Genomic DNA, 14,220 nt, shown 5'->3' on the forward strand with positions numbered 1-14,220 from the left:
GACGGCCCGCCAGCGGGTGCTGGCGGGCCGTCGCGACGTTGCCGCTGCGCTGCTGGGTCAGGCCGGGATGACGTTGAGGGCCACCGTGGCCGACACGTCGTCGTGCAGCTTGACCGACACCTCGTGGGCGCCGAGCGACTTGATCGGGTTGGTCACCACGATCGTGCGCTTGTCGACCTGCTCACCGGAGGCCTCCGCGAGGGCTCCGGCGATCTCCGAGACGGTGACGGCGCCGAAGAGGCGACCGCCGGAACCGGCGCGCACCTTGACGCTGACCGGCTCGGCCTCGAGCTTGGACTTGATCTGGGCGGCGTGGTCGAGGTCGCGCACCGCACGCGTGGCGCGCGCGGCCTTGATCGACTCGACCGTCTTCTCCGCACCGCGCGTCCAGCGCAGCGCGAGGCCACGCGGGACGAGGTAGTTGCGGCCGTAGCCGTCCTTCACCTCGACGACGTCGCCGGGGGCACCGAGACCGGTGACTTCCTGGGTCAGGATGAGCTTCATCTGCGTGCCTCCTCTCAGCGACCGGTCGACGTGTAGGGCAGCAGAGCCACCTCACGGGCGTTCTTGACCGCGATGGCCACGTCGCGCTGGTGCTGGACGCAGTTGCCGGTCACCCGACGGGCACGGATCTTGCCGCGGTCGGAGATGAACTTGCGGAGCAGGGCGGTGTCCTTGTAGTCGACACCGGTCGCCTTCTCCTTGCAGAACTGGCAAACCTTCTTCTTGGGCTTGCGAATCACTGCCTTGGCCATTGTGGTGCTTCCTTCCTAGAAGCCCGGCCCCACGAGTGGGTTGAGTGCCGGAATGGTTGAGGGTGTTCGGGATTTCGGGTGGATCAGAACGGAGGCTCGTCGGAGCCGGCGCCGGGAGCACCCCACGGGTCGTTGGCCGGGGCGGACTGGCCGCCACCGCCGTACGAACCGCCCTGGGCAGGTGCGCCCTGGCCGCCCTGCGGCTGCGCCGGGGTGGCCCACGGGTCGTCCCCGCCGCCGCCCTGCTGGCCGCCGCCACCGCCGCCGCCGGAGTAGCCGCCCCCACCGCCCTGACGGGTGGTGCGGGTGACCTTCGCGGTGGCGTACTTCAGCGACGGGCCGACCTCCTCGACCTCGATCTCGAAGACGGTGCGCTTCTCGCCCTCGCGGGTCTCGTAGGTGCGGGACTTCAGGCGGCCCTGCACGACGACGCGCATGCCGCGCTGCAGGGACTCGGCGACGTTCTCCGCGGCCTGCCGCCAGACCGAGCAGGAGAGGAACAGCGCGTCCCCGTCCTTCCACTCGTTGGTCTGCCGGTCGAAGGTGCGCGGCGTCGACGCGATCCGGAAGTTCGCCACGGCCGCACCCGACGGGGTGAAGCGCAGCTCCGGGTCGTCGACGAGGTTGCCGACCACCGTGATGACGGTCTCGCCTGCCATGAAGGGCTCCCTAAGCGTTGGTTCTGATCAGAGTCGTCCGACCACGTCCGCACATCGTTGCGTCTCGCACCGACAGGCGGAAGTGGTGGTCCACAGGGCGCGTGGCCCGGTGGTCAGCGCGCGTCGGGTCGGATGACCTTGGTGCGCAGGATCGACTCGTTGAGGGTGAGCTGGCGGTCGAGCTCCTTGACCGTGGCCGGCTCGGCGTTCAGCGTGATGACGGCGTAGATGCCCTCGGCGTTCTTCTTGACCTCGTAGGCCAGGCGACGCCGGCCCCACACGTCGACGGACTCGACGCTGCCGCCGTCCTTGCGGACGACGTTGAGGTACTTGTCGAGCGACCCTTCGACGGTCCGCTCTTCGATGCTCGGGTCGAGGATGACCATCACTTCGTAGGCACGCACGGTGGTCCCCACCTCCTCTGGACTCAGGCGGCCACGGACTCTCCGTGGCAGGAGGGCGATGCGTTTCGCCGTCCGGCGGACCGGACGGGCTCCTCACGGGGCACCCGTCGGTGGGTGCCGGGCGCGAGGAACGCCTCAGGCTATCAGCGCCCCCGGAGCCGCGCCGAATCGCAGGGCGGACCCGTGGACGCCCCCGCGGTCGGGCCTACACCCCCAGGATCCGGACCCCGGCCGCGCGCAGCTCCGCCACCCCGCGCTCGGGGGCGCCGGCGTCGGTGATCACCGCCGTCACCCCGGCCAGCGGGACGACCTCGAACGCCGAGGCCGCACCGATCTTCTCGGCGCTGCCGAGGACGTAGGTCTCGGCGGACCGCTCGGTCCAGGCTCGCTTGATCGCGGCCTCGTCGGCGTCGCCGGTGGTCAGTCCCGCGGACGGGTGCACCCCGGTGACCCCGAGGAAGAACAGGTCGGCGCTGACCCGACCGATCGCCTCGTGCGCCAGCGCTCCCCCGGCGATCACCGAGTGCTTGAAGAGCCGTCCGCCCACGATGATCACCTCGACGGTCGGGTGCGTGGCGAGCTCGACCGCGATCGTCGGGCTGTGCGTGATCACGGTCGCCCGGAGGTCGCGCGGGAGCCGGCGGGCGAGCTCGCGGGCCGTCGTACCGCCGTCGATCGCGACCGTCTGCCCCGGCCGCACCAGGGCGGCCGCGGTGCGGGCGACCTCGGCCTTGGCGCCGGTGCCGATGGCGGTGCGCGCGGTGAAGTCGGCGACCGCCGGGGACGCCGGGAGCGCGCCTCCGTGCACGCGGTGGAGCAGCCCCTCCCCGGCGAGCTCTCGGAGGTCGCGGCGGATGGTGTCCTCGGAGAGGTCGAGCTCGGCGGCGAGGTCCTTGGCCACCACCCGGCCCTCGTCGCGGAGGGTGGCGAGGATCAGCTCCCGGCGTTGGGCGGCCAGCATGGCGTCACCCTAGCGGTTCTGCACGAATCGTCTTGATTCTGCACGAATCTGCACGCTACCGTCGTGGCATGACCAAGCCCCTGATGATCCTGATCGCCGGCCCCTACCGGTCCGGCACCGACGACGACCCCGACCGGATGGCGGCCAACCTGGCCGCGCTGGAGACCGCGGCCTGGCCGCTCTTCGCCGCCGGCCACGTCCCGATGATCGGCGAGTGGGTGGCGCTGCCCGTGCTGAGCAGCGCCGGCGCCAGCGGCCCGACCGACCCGCTCGCGGAGCAGGTGATGTACCCGACCGCCGAGCGGCTGCTCCAGCACTGCGACGGCGTGCTGCGGCTGCCCGGCGAGTCGACCGGCGCCGACCAGGACGTGCGCATCGCGGAGGAGCGTGGGCTGCCGGTCTGGCACCGCCTGGAGGACGTGCCGGGGTACGTCGGAGCGTGACCCTAGGGTGGATCCCATGATCGCGATCGGAGCCCACGTCGAGCAGACCGACCCGATCGCCGAGGCGCAGGCGCGCGGCTTCACCCACGTGCAGTTCTTCCTCGGCGACCCGCAGGGCTACCAGGGGCCGGAGGTCCGGTACGCCGGCGGCGCCGACGGCCTGCGCGCCGATGCCGAGGCCGCGGGCGTCGGGCTCTACGTGCACGCGCCGTACATCGTCAACGTCGCGACCACGAACAACCGGATCCGGATCCCGAGCCGCAAGCTGCTCAGCAGCACGTCGACGCCGCGGCCGCGATCGGGGCCCGCGGGCTGATCGTGCACGGCGGCCACGTCAACAAGGCCGACGACCCGGAGAAGGGCTTCGACAACTGGCGCAAGGCGGTCGAGGCGGTCGACCTGAAGCTGCCGCTGCTCATCGAGAACACCGCCGGCGGCGACAACGCGATGACGCGCTACCTCGACCGGATCGGCCGGGTGTGGGACGCGATCTCCTCCACCGAGCAGTTCGACCGGGTCGGCTTCTGCCTCGACACCTGCCACGCCCACGCCGGCGGCAACGCGCTCGAGACCGTCGTCGAGGACGTCCGGAAGATCACCGGCCGCATCGACCTGGTGCACTGCAACGACAGCCGCGACGAGTTCGACTCCGGCGCCGACCGGCACGCCAACCTCGGCGCCGGCAAGGTCGACCCCGACCTGCTGGCCGCGATCGTCCGCGACGCCGGCGCGCCCGTCGTCCTCGAGACCCCCGGCGGCGCCGCCGAGCACACCGCCGACGCCGACTGGCTGCGCGAGCGCCTCTAGTCCCCGCGGGTCGCGCGCGCAACGTCGTCCGGCCCGCCCGCAACGTCGTCCGAACCGGTCGCCCCGCCGCCACCTCGTATGACGTCCCGGGGCCTCGGCCCTCACAGGTGACCCACAGAGCGACCACACCGCGGAGCCAAGGGGCGGAGCGAGCGTGAGGTCATGACCACTGCGACCCTCACCGAGCGCCCAGCCCCCGCGCCACCCGCGACCCCGCCCCCGTCGGGCGCGGAGCGGTGGTACCGCCCGACCCTGGCGGCCCTGCTCGTCGGCACCGCCGTCCTCTACCTGTGGGGGCTCGGCGAGTCCGGGTGGGCGAACAGCTTCTACAGCGCCGCCGCCCAGGCCGGCTCGGAGTCGTGGAAGGCGTTCTTCTTCGGGTCCTCCGACGCCGCCAACAGCATCACCGTCGACAAGACGCCGCTGGCGCTGTGGCCGATGGCGCTCTCGGTGCGGGTCTTCGGGCTCTCGTCCTGGTCGATCCTCGCGCCGCAGGCGGTCGAGGGCGTGCTCGCGGTCTGGCTGCTGGTCGCGACCGTACGGCGCACGACCCGGTCGTCCGCGGCCGGGCTGCTCGCCGGAGCCGTCCTGGCGCTGACGCCGGTCGCCGTCCTCATGTTCCGGTTCGACAACCCCGACGCACTGCTCGTGCTGCTCCTGGTCGGCTCCGTCTACGCGACCCTGCGCGCGATCGAGTCCGGCGTCCGGCACCCTGCCCGGTGGCTCGCGCTGGCCGGCGCGCTGGTCGGGCTGGCCTTCCTCACCAAGATGCTCCAGGCGTTCCTAGTCCTCCCCGCGCTCGCGCTGGTCTACCTCCTCGCCGGCCAGCCCCGGGTGCTGAAGCGGATCGGCCACCTGCTGGTCGCCTTCGGCGCGATGCTCCTGGCCGGTGGCTGGTGGATCGCGATCGTGTCGCTCTGGCCGGCTGCGAGCCGCCCCTACATCGGCGGCTCCCAGGACAACTCGATCCTCGAGCTCACCCTCGGCTACAACGGCTTCGGCCGGCTGACCGGCGACGAGACCGGGTCGGTCGGCGGCGGTGGTCCGGCCGGCGGTGGCGCCGGCGGGTCGATGTGGGGCCAGACCGGCATCACCCGGCTGCTCGACGGTGAGGTCGGCGGCCAGGTCGCCTGGCTGCTGCCCTCCGCCCTGCTGCTCCTCGTCGCCGGCCTCTGGCTGACCCGCCGCGCACCGCGCACCGACCTCGCCCGCGCCGGGCTGGTCGTCTGGGGCGGCTGGCTGCTCGTCACCGGGCTGACCTTCAGCTTCATGGCCGGCATCTTCCACGCCTACTACACCGTCGCCCTGGCCCCCGCGATCGCGGCGCTCGTCGGCATCGGCGCGGCCCTCGTGTGGCAGCAGCGCCGCTCACCGGTCGCGGCCGGTGCCGCGCTCCTCGCCGTCGCCGCGGCCGCCGTCACCGGGTTCGTGCTGCTCAGCCGCAGCCCCGACTTCGTGCCCTGGCTGCGCTGGGTGGTCCTCGTCGCCGGCCTCGGCTCGGCCGTCGTCCTCGCCACCCTGCGGTGGCTGCCGCGCCGGGTCGCGCTCGCCGCGGCCGGGGTCGCGGTCCTCGCGGCGCTGGCCGGCCCCGCGGCGTACGCCGTGCAGACGGCCGCGACGCCGCACACCGGGTCGATCCCCACCGCCGGTCCCGCGGTCAGCTCCGCCACCGGCGGACCCGGTGGCGGACCCGGCGGCATGCCGGGCGGCGGACCGGGCGGCACCCCGCCGCAGGGCATGCCGGGCACGCCTCCGCAGGGGATGACGCCACCTCAGGGGACCACCACCCCGGGGATGCTCCCGGGTGGACCGCAGGGCATGACCGGTGGCATGACCGGTGGCATCGGCGGCCTGCTCCAGGGCAGCGAGCCGAGCGCGGAGCTCACCGCGCTGCTCGAGCAGGACGCGGGCTCCTACACCTGGGTCGCGGCGGCCGTGGGCTCCAACTCCGCGGCGGGCTACCAGCTCGCCACCGAGGACCCGGTGATGGCGATCGGCGGGTTCAACGGCTCCGACCCGAGCCCGACCCTGGCGCAGTTCCAGGAGTACGTCGCGGACGGGCAGATCCACTGGTTCATCGGCGGCGGCGGCTTCGGCCAGTCGATGGGCGGCAGCAGCGCCAGCAGCGCGATCGCGTCGTGGGTCGAGTCCACCTTCGAGGCCACCACGGTCGACGGCGTGACCGTCTACGACCTCTCGACGGGCGCCGCGTCGTGACCGCCGTCCAGCGCGCCGACACCGACGCCGACACCGCCGTGGTCACCCTCGACGTGGTCATCCCGGTCTACAACGAGGAGCGCGACCTGGCCGCGTCCGTCGACCGGGTGCTCGACCACCTCGCGACGATGCCGTGGACCTCCCGGGTCACGATCGCGGACAACGCGAGCACCGACGCCACCGCGATCATCGCCCGCCGGCTGGCGCACACCCGCGCGAACGTCGAGGTCGTGCACCTCGCCGAGAAGGGACGCGGGCGGGCGCTCAAGCGGGTGTGGACCGCGTCGGACGCCACGGTGCTCGTCTACATGGACGTCGACCTGTCGACCGACCTCAACGCGCTGCTCCCGCTGGTGGCGCCGCTGATCAGCGGCCACTCCGACCTGGCGATCGGCACCCGCCTCGGGCACGGGTCGCGGGTCCACCGCGGCCCCAAGCGCGAGCTGATCTCCCGCTGCTACAACCTGCTGCTCCGCGGCACGCTGCGCGCCCGGTTCTCCGACGCGCAGTGCGGATTCAAGGCGATCCGGGCCGACGTCGCCCAGGAGGTGCTCCCGCTCGTCGAGGACGACGCCTGGTTCTTCGACACCGAGCTGCTCGTGCTCGCCGAGCGCGCGGGGCTCCGGATCCACGAGGTGCCGGTGGACTGGGTCGACGACCCGGACAGCCGGGTCGACCTCGTCCGTACGGCGGTCGACGACCTGCGCGGCATCGCACGGCTCGGACGCGGGCTGCTGTCCGGCCGGATCCCGGTCAGCGACGTGGCGCAGCGGCTCGGTCGCGCGTCGGCGGACGCCGGGAGCGGCCGCCTCGGGATGCAGCTGGCGATGTTCGCGCTCGTCGGCATCGGCTCGACCCTCGCGTACGCCGTGCTCTACCTGCTGCTGCGCGGCCCGTTCCCGCCGTTCACGGCGAACCTGCTGGCCCTGCTGCTCACCGCGGTCGCGAACACCGCGGCCAACCGCCGGTTGACCTTCGGGCTGCGCGGCCGGGAGGGAGCCCTGCGGCACCAGCTGCGCGGACTGCTCGTGTTCGCGGTCGGCCTCGGCGTCACCAGCGGGTCGCTGTGGTTGGTGCAGGCCACGGGCTCGAGCACCCGCACCGTCGAGGTGGTGGTGCTGACGGTCGCCAACCTGGTCGTGACCGTGATGCGGTTCGTGGCGATGCGCAGCTGGGTCTTCGTCCGCCGACGGCGCTCAGCCGACCTGCACCAGCAGGTCGCGGACCTCGCCTGAGCCGGGCCGGTCGACTCGACTGCGCACCAGCCGCAACGGCTGCGGGTCGTCGGCAGCGCCGCGGAAGGCGAGGAAGTGGAAGCCGTGGTCGCCGACCTCGAGCGGCACCAGGTGGGCGGGCCGGAGCTCGACCTGCCACCGGCTGAGGCCGAGGCCCCGGCGGCGGAACCGCACCTCCAGCCGGCCGCCCGGCGGGATCCGGACGAGCTCGCCGGGCTTGGGGTCACGCAGGATGCGGTGGGGGGTCGCCGTGGTGGTCGCCATGCCCCCGAGGAGCAGCGTCCGGCGGGCCAGATACCTACCCGAAGCAGACCAGCGGCACGGGGGCGGTGCCGGCCGAGACCGCCGGCACCGCCGCGGCCAGCGCCGCGGCGGGACCGACCCCGGCGGCCAGCTGCTGGTGGACGGCCACGAGGACGTCGTACGCCGCGCGGTCGTTCACCGCGGCCGGCGACGCGATGACGCAGCGGGCACCGGCGTGCAGCCAGGCGGTCGTCATGCCGATCAGCTCGTCGCCCCAGCGCACGGTCGAGCGGCCGACCTCGCACGCCGAGAGCAGGACGACGTCCGGCACCTGCCGGAGCTGGTCGACGTCGTAGCCGAACCACGGGCCGTCGGCGAGCTGGAGGCCGGAGAACATCGCGTTCTCCGCGCTGTGTCGCCCGTGGGCCGCCACGTGCAGCACGTCGACCGAGCCCGCGAGCTCGGAGACCGCGGCGGCGGTCGCGTCGCCGCCGGTCAGCACCCGCGCGGCCGGCCACTCCTTCGCCGCAGCAGTCACCTCGTCCTCGGCGCGGGCGACGCGCGGACCGGCGACGAAGCCGGCGGTGGCCGAGCGCAGCGGCGTCGTCCGGCGGGCACGCCAGCTGGTCGCCGACTGCGCGACGGTGACCGGCCGGCCGGTGAACCCGGGCAGGAGGGTCCAGGGCACACCGGCCAGCACCCCCGACGGCGTGAGCACGACCGCCCGGTCGCCGACCGCGGCCAGGACCGGCGTCACGAGCACGTCCGCGATCGACGCGAGCCGGTCGGCCAGCTCCGCGCGCACGAACCCGGCCATCGGCTCGGCCAGGTCCGACGCGGCGACGTCGAGGTCCGGCAGCAGCCCACCGAGCAGGGCGTCGACCCGGGACCGCTCGCCGAGGTCGACCCAGGTCACGTCCTCGGCGGTGACGACGAGCGCCACCACGTGGCCGGCCGCGACGACGTACGCCGTCAGCGCGGTCCCGTCGTCGAGGGCGGACCGCAGCTCGGGGAGGGTGAGCGGGTCGGCGACCGCGCCGGAGCCGCGGTGCTGCCAGGCCCGCTCGCGCACCCGCTGCCGCAGCTCGGCCTCGCGCGCGGCGTCCCGCATCCCGTCACCGGTGGCCATCCCGCGCAGCTCGGTGAGGTCCGCGACGATCTGCGGGTCCTCCGGCGCCCGGACCGGCTGCACCCGGCTGGCCAGCATCCGGGCCCGCTCGGACCACTCGAACAGCACCTCGGGGTCTCGCGACCCCACGGCGAGCGCGAGACCCGAGGCGGCCAGACGCACCCCTTGGCCGGTGACGCCGGTCTGCAGGTCGAGGGAGCCGAAGGAGCTCTGCCAGGCGTGCAGGTCCGAGAGCCCCGACCGCAGCTCGTCGAGGGCGACGTCGGTCCGGCCCGCGACCGTGGCGACGTCGGCGCGGACGCCGTGGTCGAGCAGCCGGATCTCCAGGGGGGCGTCGGCCGCCACGCGGGGGCCGACCGGTCCGCCTCCCGCCCGGGCGGCGACCAACCGGGCCCCGGCCGCCGGCCAGTCCAGACCCTGCTTCTCCATCTCCTCGGCGAGCCGCTCGCTCTCCGCGCGCAGCCGTCGGGGAGACGCGGTGCCGAGCTCGGCCTCGGCCACGAGGGCGGCGACCTCGGCCCGGCGGCGCATCGCCTCGGCCCCTGCCCGGGCGAAGTGCCGCGCCGCCGACCGGGCCGAGCGGCGCGCCCCCGCCGGGTCGACGTGCAGGGTGGCCCGGGCCAGCGCGAGCTCGGCCTCGGCCTGGCGCCGGCGGAGCCGGCGGGCGCCGTAGGCGCGCGCCGCCCCGTCGAGCGCCTCCCTGCCCTCGCGCACGAGGCCGGCGGCCAGCAGCACCTCCGCCCGGTCCTGGTCGCAGGTGGCGGCGGAGACCGGGCTCAACGGCGCGAGGACCGGTCGAGCCGTGTCCATCAGCCGGAGCGCGTCCGGCAGGTCACCGGCGAGGAAGTGGGTGTAGCCGAGGTTGTGCTCCGCCATGGCCGCCTCGACCGGCAGCCCAGCACCCGCGAGGTGCCCCGCACCCACGGTGAAGTCGTCACGGGCCCGGCCCAGGTCACCGAGCTGGAGCCGCACGTTGCCCCGGTTGACGTGCGCCCTCCCGAGGACGACCGGAGAGCCTTGCAGCAGCCCGATCGCCGTGGCGAACTCGTCGAGCGCCTCGGCGGTCCGACCACCCAGCATCAGCAGCAGCGCGCGCTGGCCGTGGATCGTCCCCCGCGTCACCTCGTCGAGGCCCGGCCGGGCGAGTGCTCGTTGGCACAGCCGCATCGCCTCGTCCCGATCGCCGAGCTCGGCCTCGACGTAGGCCAGGCTCGCCTCGACCGAGCCGAGGAACGCCTCGTCGTCGGTGCGGTCCAGGGCACGTCGCAGCGGCTCGCGCGCCGCGGCCACCCTCCCGGCCTGCATCTGCGCGACCCCGCGCGCGTGGAGCTCCCGGGCAGTCAGCACGGCGTCAGTCTGGCCTGATGCCGGTGACCTTCTCCACCACCTGCCAGCAGCGGGCGACGGCCTGGGCCGGTTCCTCCCCGTCGATGCGCCCGAGCAGGCCGGCGGCGATCCGCCCCGCGACCACCGGGGCGGCGAAGGAGGTGCCGCTCCACACACCGAAGCCGCTGCGGAAGTCGTCCGGGTCGATCGACTCGCGGACCCGGTCGAAGGCCCGGGTCCGGGCGACCGGCTGCAGGCCACCTTGGAACTTCGGCATCGTGCTCACGAGCGCAGCTCCGGGGGCGAAGACCCGCACCCAGGGACCCGCGTTGCTGAACAGCGCGTCGGTCGACCCGTTGGGGTTCTGGGCGCCGACCGACACGATCGGCAGCCGGGCCGGGTCGGGCGGGATCGGACCGGTGCCGTCGGACCACGGGCCGAACGCCGCCGGGAAGCTGGGGCGGCTGGTCGCGTCGTTCCCGGCCGAGCAGACGACGACGGTGCCACCGGCCGTGAGGTCCTCGAGGATCGACGACATCGTCGGGTCGAAGAGGGCATCCTCCGGGGTCTCGTGGTAGTAACCGATCGACAGGCTCAGCACGTCGATGGCGCGGCCACCCTCCTCGCCGGCGCGGTGCCGCCGGGCGAGCTCGGCGACCTGGGCGAGCGCCGCCACGAGGTCGGACTCGACGATCGGCCCCTCGGAGGGGACGATCCGCCACACGAGCAGGTCGGCGTCCGGGCAGCCCTGGTGGACCAGGCCGGCGATGAAGGTGCCGTGGCCGGCCAACGGGTCGATGACGCCGTCGAGCTGGCCCTGCAGGTCGCCGCCGCGGACCTCGGCGTCCGTCAGGGGGTTGGTGTAGCCGATCGGCTCGCCGTCGAGGGTGACACCGGTGGTGACCGCACGGTCGAGCCAGGGGTGCCGTCCGCACCCGGTGTCCAGGATCGCCACGACCGGGCGGCGGCCCTCGACGGCGTCGTGCCGCACGGGCTCCGGACCGACGTACGCCACCGGCTGGCGACCACCGGAGCCCGGCGCCGCGTAGGTGGCGATCGGGGCCGAGGGGGCGCCGCCGGCGCCCGACGGGATGTGGAACGGGCTCGGGATGTGGAAGGGGCTCGGGATGTGGAACGGGTTCGGCTCGATGTCTCCCGGGAAGAGCACGTGGTCGAGACCGACCCCGCGGACCGCCTCGACCCCGAACTGCGCGCGGGTCTGCTGGAGGAGCGTCCAGGCGTCCGGGGCGATCGCGGCCCGGTCGGAGGCCACGCCGATGGTGACCGTGCGCAGGCCGAACCGCAGCCGGGCCGTGCGCCGGTCCTCGGGCTCCAGCGTCACCTTCCAGCCGAGCCGCTCGGCGACGAGACCGAGCACCTCGAGCGCCCCGGCGAGGTCCACGGACTTCGAGATCGTCAGCCGCGGCCCGACATAGACGGTCGGGCGGGGCACCACCCCGTCGACGACGAGCGCCGTCGCGGGGTCCAGCACCCGGCCCTGCACGGGGGCGATGCTGTCCCGCGGTGGCGGCGCTGGGTCCCGGTCGAGCGGCTTGCGGGTGGGGCGCTTCGGGTCGGGCTGCTCCTCCATGGGGACCTCAGATCTCGAAGGTCGGCGTCGCGAACGCCGGGCGGGTGGTGTCGTGGGGCTCGAGCCGCAGGCGCAGCAGCCCGAGCGGCAGGTCGGTGAGCTCGAAGCGGCCGGTGTCGGTCACCACGGCGGCGTACGGCGTGACGTCGTCGCCGGGCAGTGCCCGCACGGTCATCGGCTCGGGCGGCACCACCCAGCCGTCGACGCGGGAGCTGCTGCCGTCGACCGCGACCCGCAGCAGCAGGTCGGTGTCACCGTGCACGAAGCGCAGCGTGTACGACGTCGTGCCGCGCGCGCCGACGAGCGCGGTGGCCTGCTCGACCAGCTCCATCAGCTCGACATCGAGGTCGGAGGCGGCGGCCGCGGCGGCCGCCTGCATCGCGGCGACGAGGTGGTCCGGCACCGGGTCCTGGCGCTCCCACACGTCGCGGACGATGCCCAGGAGCGCGTCCCTGCTCAGCTCGCTCATCTCAGTGCTCCCCCCACTCAGCGGGACCGGTCTGCATCAGGGCGACGCGCAGCTTCGCCAGGCAGCGGCCCCGGGTGGGGCCGATGCTGCCGACCGGCATCCCGAGGTCGCTCGCGAGCTCACGGTAGTCCGGGCGGTTCTCGAAGGCGACGATCCGCAGCAGCCGGCGGCAGCGCTCGGGCAGCCCGTCGACCGCGGCCCACAGCCGGTCGTCCTGGTCGTGCTCCAGGGCGGCCTCCTCGGCCGAGTGCTCCGCCGGGATGCGGGGCTCGAGGTCCTCCACGGCGACCGGGAGCGCGCGGCCGTCGCCCTGCGCGACCCGCCAGGCCTCGCGGCGCGCCGTGGTCGTGAGCCACCCGCCGATGGCCACGGAGTCGAGGATGGCCGCGCGCCGGCGTACCAGCGCCAGCCAGGTGGTCTGGATGACGTCCTCGGCGGCCGACTCCGAGAGCCGGTAGGAGCGCACCACGTGCCACAGCACCGGGGTCATCACCGCCACCAGGTCGTCGAGCCCGGCAGGGTCGCCCGCGGCCCAGCGGTTGAAGCCGGCGGTGGCCTCCGCCCAGACCTCACCGGAGCGTGCCGTGACGCCGCCGGGGTGTCCTCCCCCGGACGGCCGTCCCGAGCCGTGCCCGCTCACTGGTCGCGCCGCTCCCCGGTGTCTCGTGTGTCGCTCGATCAGGATCACGTCCTGCAGGAGTTCGAGGATCGCACCCTGATACGCGACCGTCACGACTATTTCTCCCGCCATCGTCACCCGTCGCCCGCCCGCCGTCCTCGCCCGAGCCGGGTGAGCCCGGGTGACCCGAGCGCCCGTGGAACCGTTCGGTAGCCTCGGACGGTGCCCCCCACAGAGCTGATCGTCCGCGCGATCCCCGCTGACGACCACCTCGGGTTCATCCGCGGTCGCCGCTCGGTGAGCTTCCTGCAGACCCCGGCCTGGGGCCGGGTGAAGGCGGAGTGGCGCCACGAGTCGATCGGCTTCTTCCGCGGCGAGGAGCTCGTCGGTGCCGGGCTGGTCCTCTACCGCCAGCTGCCGCGCCTCAAGCGCTACCTCGCCTACCTGCCCGAGGGCCCCGACCTGGACTGGGCCGACGAGGACCTCGCGTCCTGGCTGACGCCGATGGCCGCCCACCTGCGCGAGCAGGGCGCGTTCGGGGTCCGGATGGGCCCGCCCGTCGTCACCCGGCGCTGGGACGCGGCCACCGTCAAGGCCGGCATCGCCGACGACGCGGTCCGCCGCCTCGGGGACCTCCCGCCCACCGAGCGCACCCACACCGGCGCGCGCGTCGTCTCGCAGCTGACCGAGCTCGGCTGGCGACCGCAGGCCGTCGAGGGCGGGTTCGCCGCCGGGCAGCCGCAGCACGTCTTCCAGGTCCCGCTCGCCGGCCGCACCGAGGACGAGGTGCTGGCCGGCATGAACCAGCTGTGGCGCCGCAACATCAAGAAGGCCGCCAAGGAGGGCGTCGAGACCGCGGCGTACGCCGGCGCGGCGATCGACCCCGAGCTGAAGTCCTTCCACGACCTCTACGTCCACACCGCCGAGCGCGACCACTTCACCCCGCGGCCGCTGTCGTACTTCACGACCATGGTCGACGCCCTCTCGGCCGAGGACCCCGACCGGATCCGGCTGCACACCGCGCGGCACGAGGGGACGCTGGTCGCGGCGACGATCGCGATCCGGGTCGGTGCCCACGCCTGGTACTCCTACGGCGCCTCGTCCACCGAGAAGCGCGAGGTGCGCGGGTCGAACGCCGTGCAGTGGGCGATGATCCGCGACGCGATCGCGGCCGGCGCCGACGTCTACGACCTGCGCGGGATCACCGAGACCCTCGCCTCCGACGACCCCCACCTCGGGCTGATCCAGTTCAAGGTCGGCACCGGCGGCGAGGCCGTCGAGTACGTCGGGGAGTGGGACCTGCCGCTGAGCAAGCCGCTCTACAAGGCCTTCGACGTCTACATGAAGCGGCGCGGGTGAGCG

Annotated in this window: 14 protein-coding genes and 1 pseudogene; 5 read left to right on the forward strand and 10 right to left on the reverse strand. The window is 74.2% G+C overall.

All coding sequences use genetic code 11. The features are described 5' to 3' along the window. Positions 1-57 precede the first annotated feature (57 nt). The 5 genes from rplI to ACILQ5_RS11055 all read right to left on the reverse strand — a co-directional run bounded on the left by rplI (position 58) and on the right by ACILQ5_RS11055 (position 2,779). The gene (rplI, locus tag ACILQ5_RS11035) at positions 58-504 is read right to left on the reverse strand and encodes a 50S ribosomal protein L9 (protein ID WP_395658053.1); all 447 of its coding nucleotides are present in this window, start codon (positions 502-504) and stop codon (positions 58-60) included. 14 nt (positions 505-518) lie between these two features. Then, on the reverse strand, positions 519-755 hold the full coding sequence (rpsR, locus tag ACILQ5_RS11040; protein ID WP_011758085.1) for a 30S ribosomal protein S18: 237 nt from the start codon (positions 753-755) through the stop codon (positions 519-521). An 83-nt stretch (positions 756-838) separates the two neighbouring features. Further along, positions 839-1,414: a single-stranded DNA-binding protein gene (locus ACILQ5_RS11045; RefSeq protein WP_395658054.1), complete on the reverse strand. Its 576-nt coding sequence runs from the start codon at positions 1,412-1,414 to the stop codon at positions 839-841. Positions 1,415-1,527: 113 nt separating this feature from the next. Then, positions 1,528-1,818 (reverse strand): 30S ribosomal protein S6, encoded by a 291-nt coding sequence (gene rpsF, locus ACILQ5_RS11050; protein ID WP_395658055.1) that lies wholly within the window; start codon positions 1,816-1,818, stop codon positions 1,528-1,530. Between the two features lie 205 nt (positions 1,819-2,023). Further along, positions 2,024-2,779 carry a DeoR/GlpR family DNA-binding transcription regulator gene (locus tag ACILQ5_RS11055; RefSeq protein WP_395658056.1) on the reverse strand — a complete coding sequence of 252 codons (756 nt, stop codon included), beginning with the start codon at positions 2,777-2,779 and terminating at the stop codon, positions 2,024-2,026. Positions 2,780-2,847: 68 nt separating this feature from the next. Between ACILQ5_RS11055 and ACILQ5_RS11060 the strand changes: the two genes are divergently transcribed. The 4 genes and pseudogenes from ACILQ5_RS11060 to ACILQ5_RS11075 all read left to right on the forward strand — a co-directional run bounded on the left by ACILQ5_RS11060 (position 2,848) and on the right by ACILQ5_RS11075 (position 7,481). Then, positions 2,848-3,222: a DUF4406 domain-containing protein gene (locus tag ACILQ5_RS11060; RefSeq protein WP_395658057.1), complete on the forward strand. Its 375-nt coding sequence runs from the start codon at positions 2,848-2,850 to the stop codon at positions 3,220-3,222. A 16-nt stretch (positions 3,223-3,238) separates the two neighbouring features. After that, positions 3,239-4,029 (forward strand): annotated as a pseudogene (locus ACILQ5_RS11065) (deoxyribonuclease IV). A 162-nt stretch (positions 4,030-4,191) separates the two neighbouring features. Next, positions 4,192-6,246 (forward strand): ArnT family glycosyltransferase, encoded by a 2,055-nt coding sequence (locus tag ACILQ5_RS11070; protein ID WP_395658058.1) that lies wholly within the window; start codon positions 4,192-4,194, stop codon positions 6,244-6,246. Further along, on the forward strand, positions 6,243-7,481 hold the full coding sequence (locus tag ACILQ5_RS11075) for a glycosyltransferase (protein ID WP_395658059.1): 1,239 nt from the start codon (positions 6,243-6,245) through the stop codon (positions 7,479-7,481). The genes ACILQ5_RS11070 and ACILQ5_RS11075 overlap by 4 nt, the downstream gene beginning before the upstream one ends. Here ACILQ5_RS11075 and ACILQ5_RS11080 read toward each other — a convergent pair. The 5 genes from ACILQ5_RS11080 to ACILQ5_RS11100 are packed head-to-tail and all read right to left on the reverse strand — an operon-like array spanning position 7,443 to position 12,972. Then, positions 7,443-7,745 (reverse strand): hypothetical protein, encoded by a 303-nt coding sequence (locus ACILQ5_RS11080; RefSeq protein WP_395658060.1) that lies wholly within the window; start codon positions 7,743-7,745, stop codon positions 7,443-7,445. The two genes, ACILQ5_RS11075 and ACILQ5_RS11080, sit on opposite strands and share 39 nt — an antisense overlap. Positions 7,746-7,779: 34 nt before the next feature. Continuing rightward, entirely contained in the window at positions 7,780-10,200 is a 2,421-nt protein-coding gene (locus ACILQ5_RS11085; RefSeq protein WP_395658061.1) for a CHAT domain-containing protein, read from the reverse strand. Between the two features lie 4 nt (positions 10,201-10,204). Next, positions 10,205-11,770: a S8 family peptidase gene (locus tag ACILQ5_RS11090; RefSeq protein ID WP_395658062.1), complete on the reverse strand. Its 1,566-nt coding sequence runs from the start codon at positions 11,768-11,770 to the stop codon at positions 10,205-10,207. A gap of 7 nt (positions 11,771-11,777) precedes the next feature. Continuing rightward, entirely contained in the window at positions 11,778-12,239 is a 462-nt protein-coding gene (locus ACILQ5_RS11095) for a hypothetical protein (RefSeq protein WP_395658063.1), read from the reverse strand. A 1-nt stretch (position 12,240) separates the two neighbouring features. Next, the gene (locus ACILQ5_RS11100) at positions 12,241-12,972 is read right to left on the reverse strand and encodes an RNA polymerase sigma factor (protein ID WP_395658064.1); all 732 of its coding nucleotides are present in this window, start codon (positions 12,970-12,972) and stop codon (positions 12,241-12,243) included. 108 nt (positions 12,973-13,080) lie between these two features. Between ACILQ5_RS11100 and ACILQ5_RS11105 the strand changes: the two genes are divergently transcribed. Continuing rightward, positions 13,081-14,217, forward strand: a complete 1,137-nt coding sequence (locus tag ACILQ5_RS11105) for a lipid II:glycine glycyltransferase FemX (protein ID WP_395658065.1) — start codon at positions 13,081-13,083, stop codon at positions 14,215-14,217. Positions 14,218-14,220: the final 3 nt, after the last annotated feature.

It is taken from the genome of Nocardioides sp. (assembly GCF_044226305.1).
Classification (GTDB): domain Bacteria; phylum Actinomycetota; class Actinomycetes; order Propionibacteriales; family Nocardioidaceae; genus Nocardioides.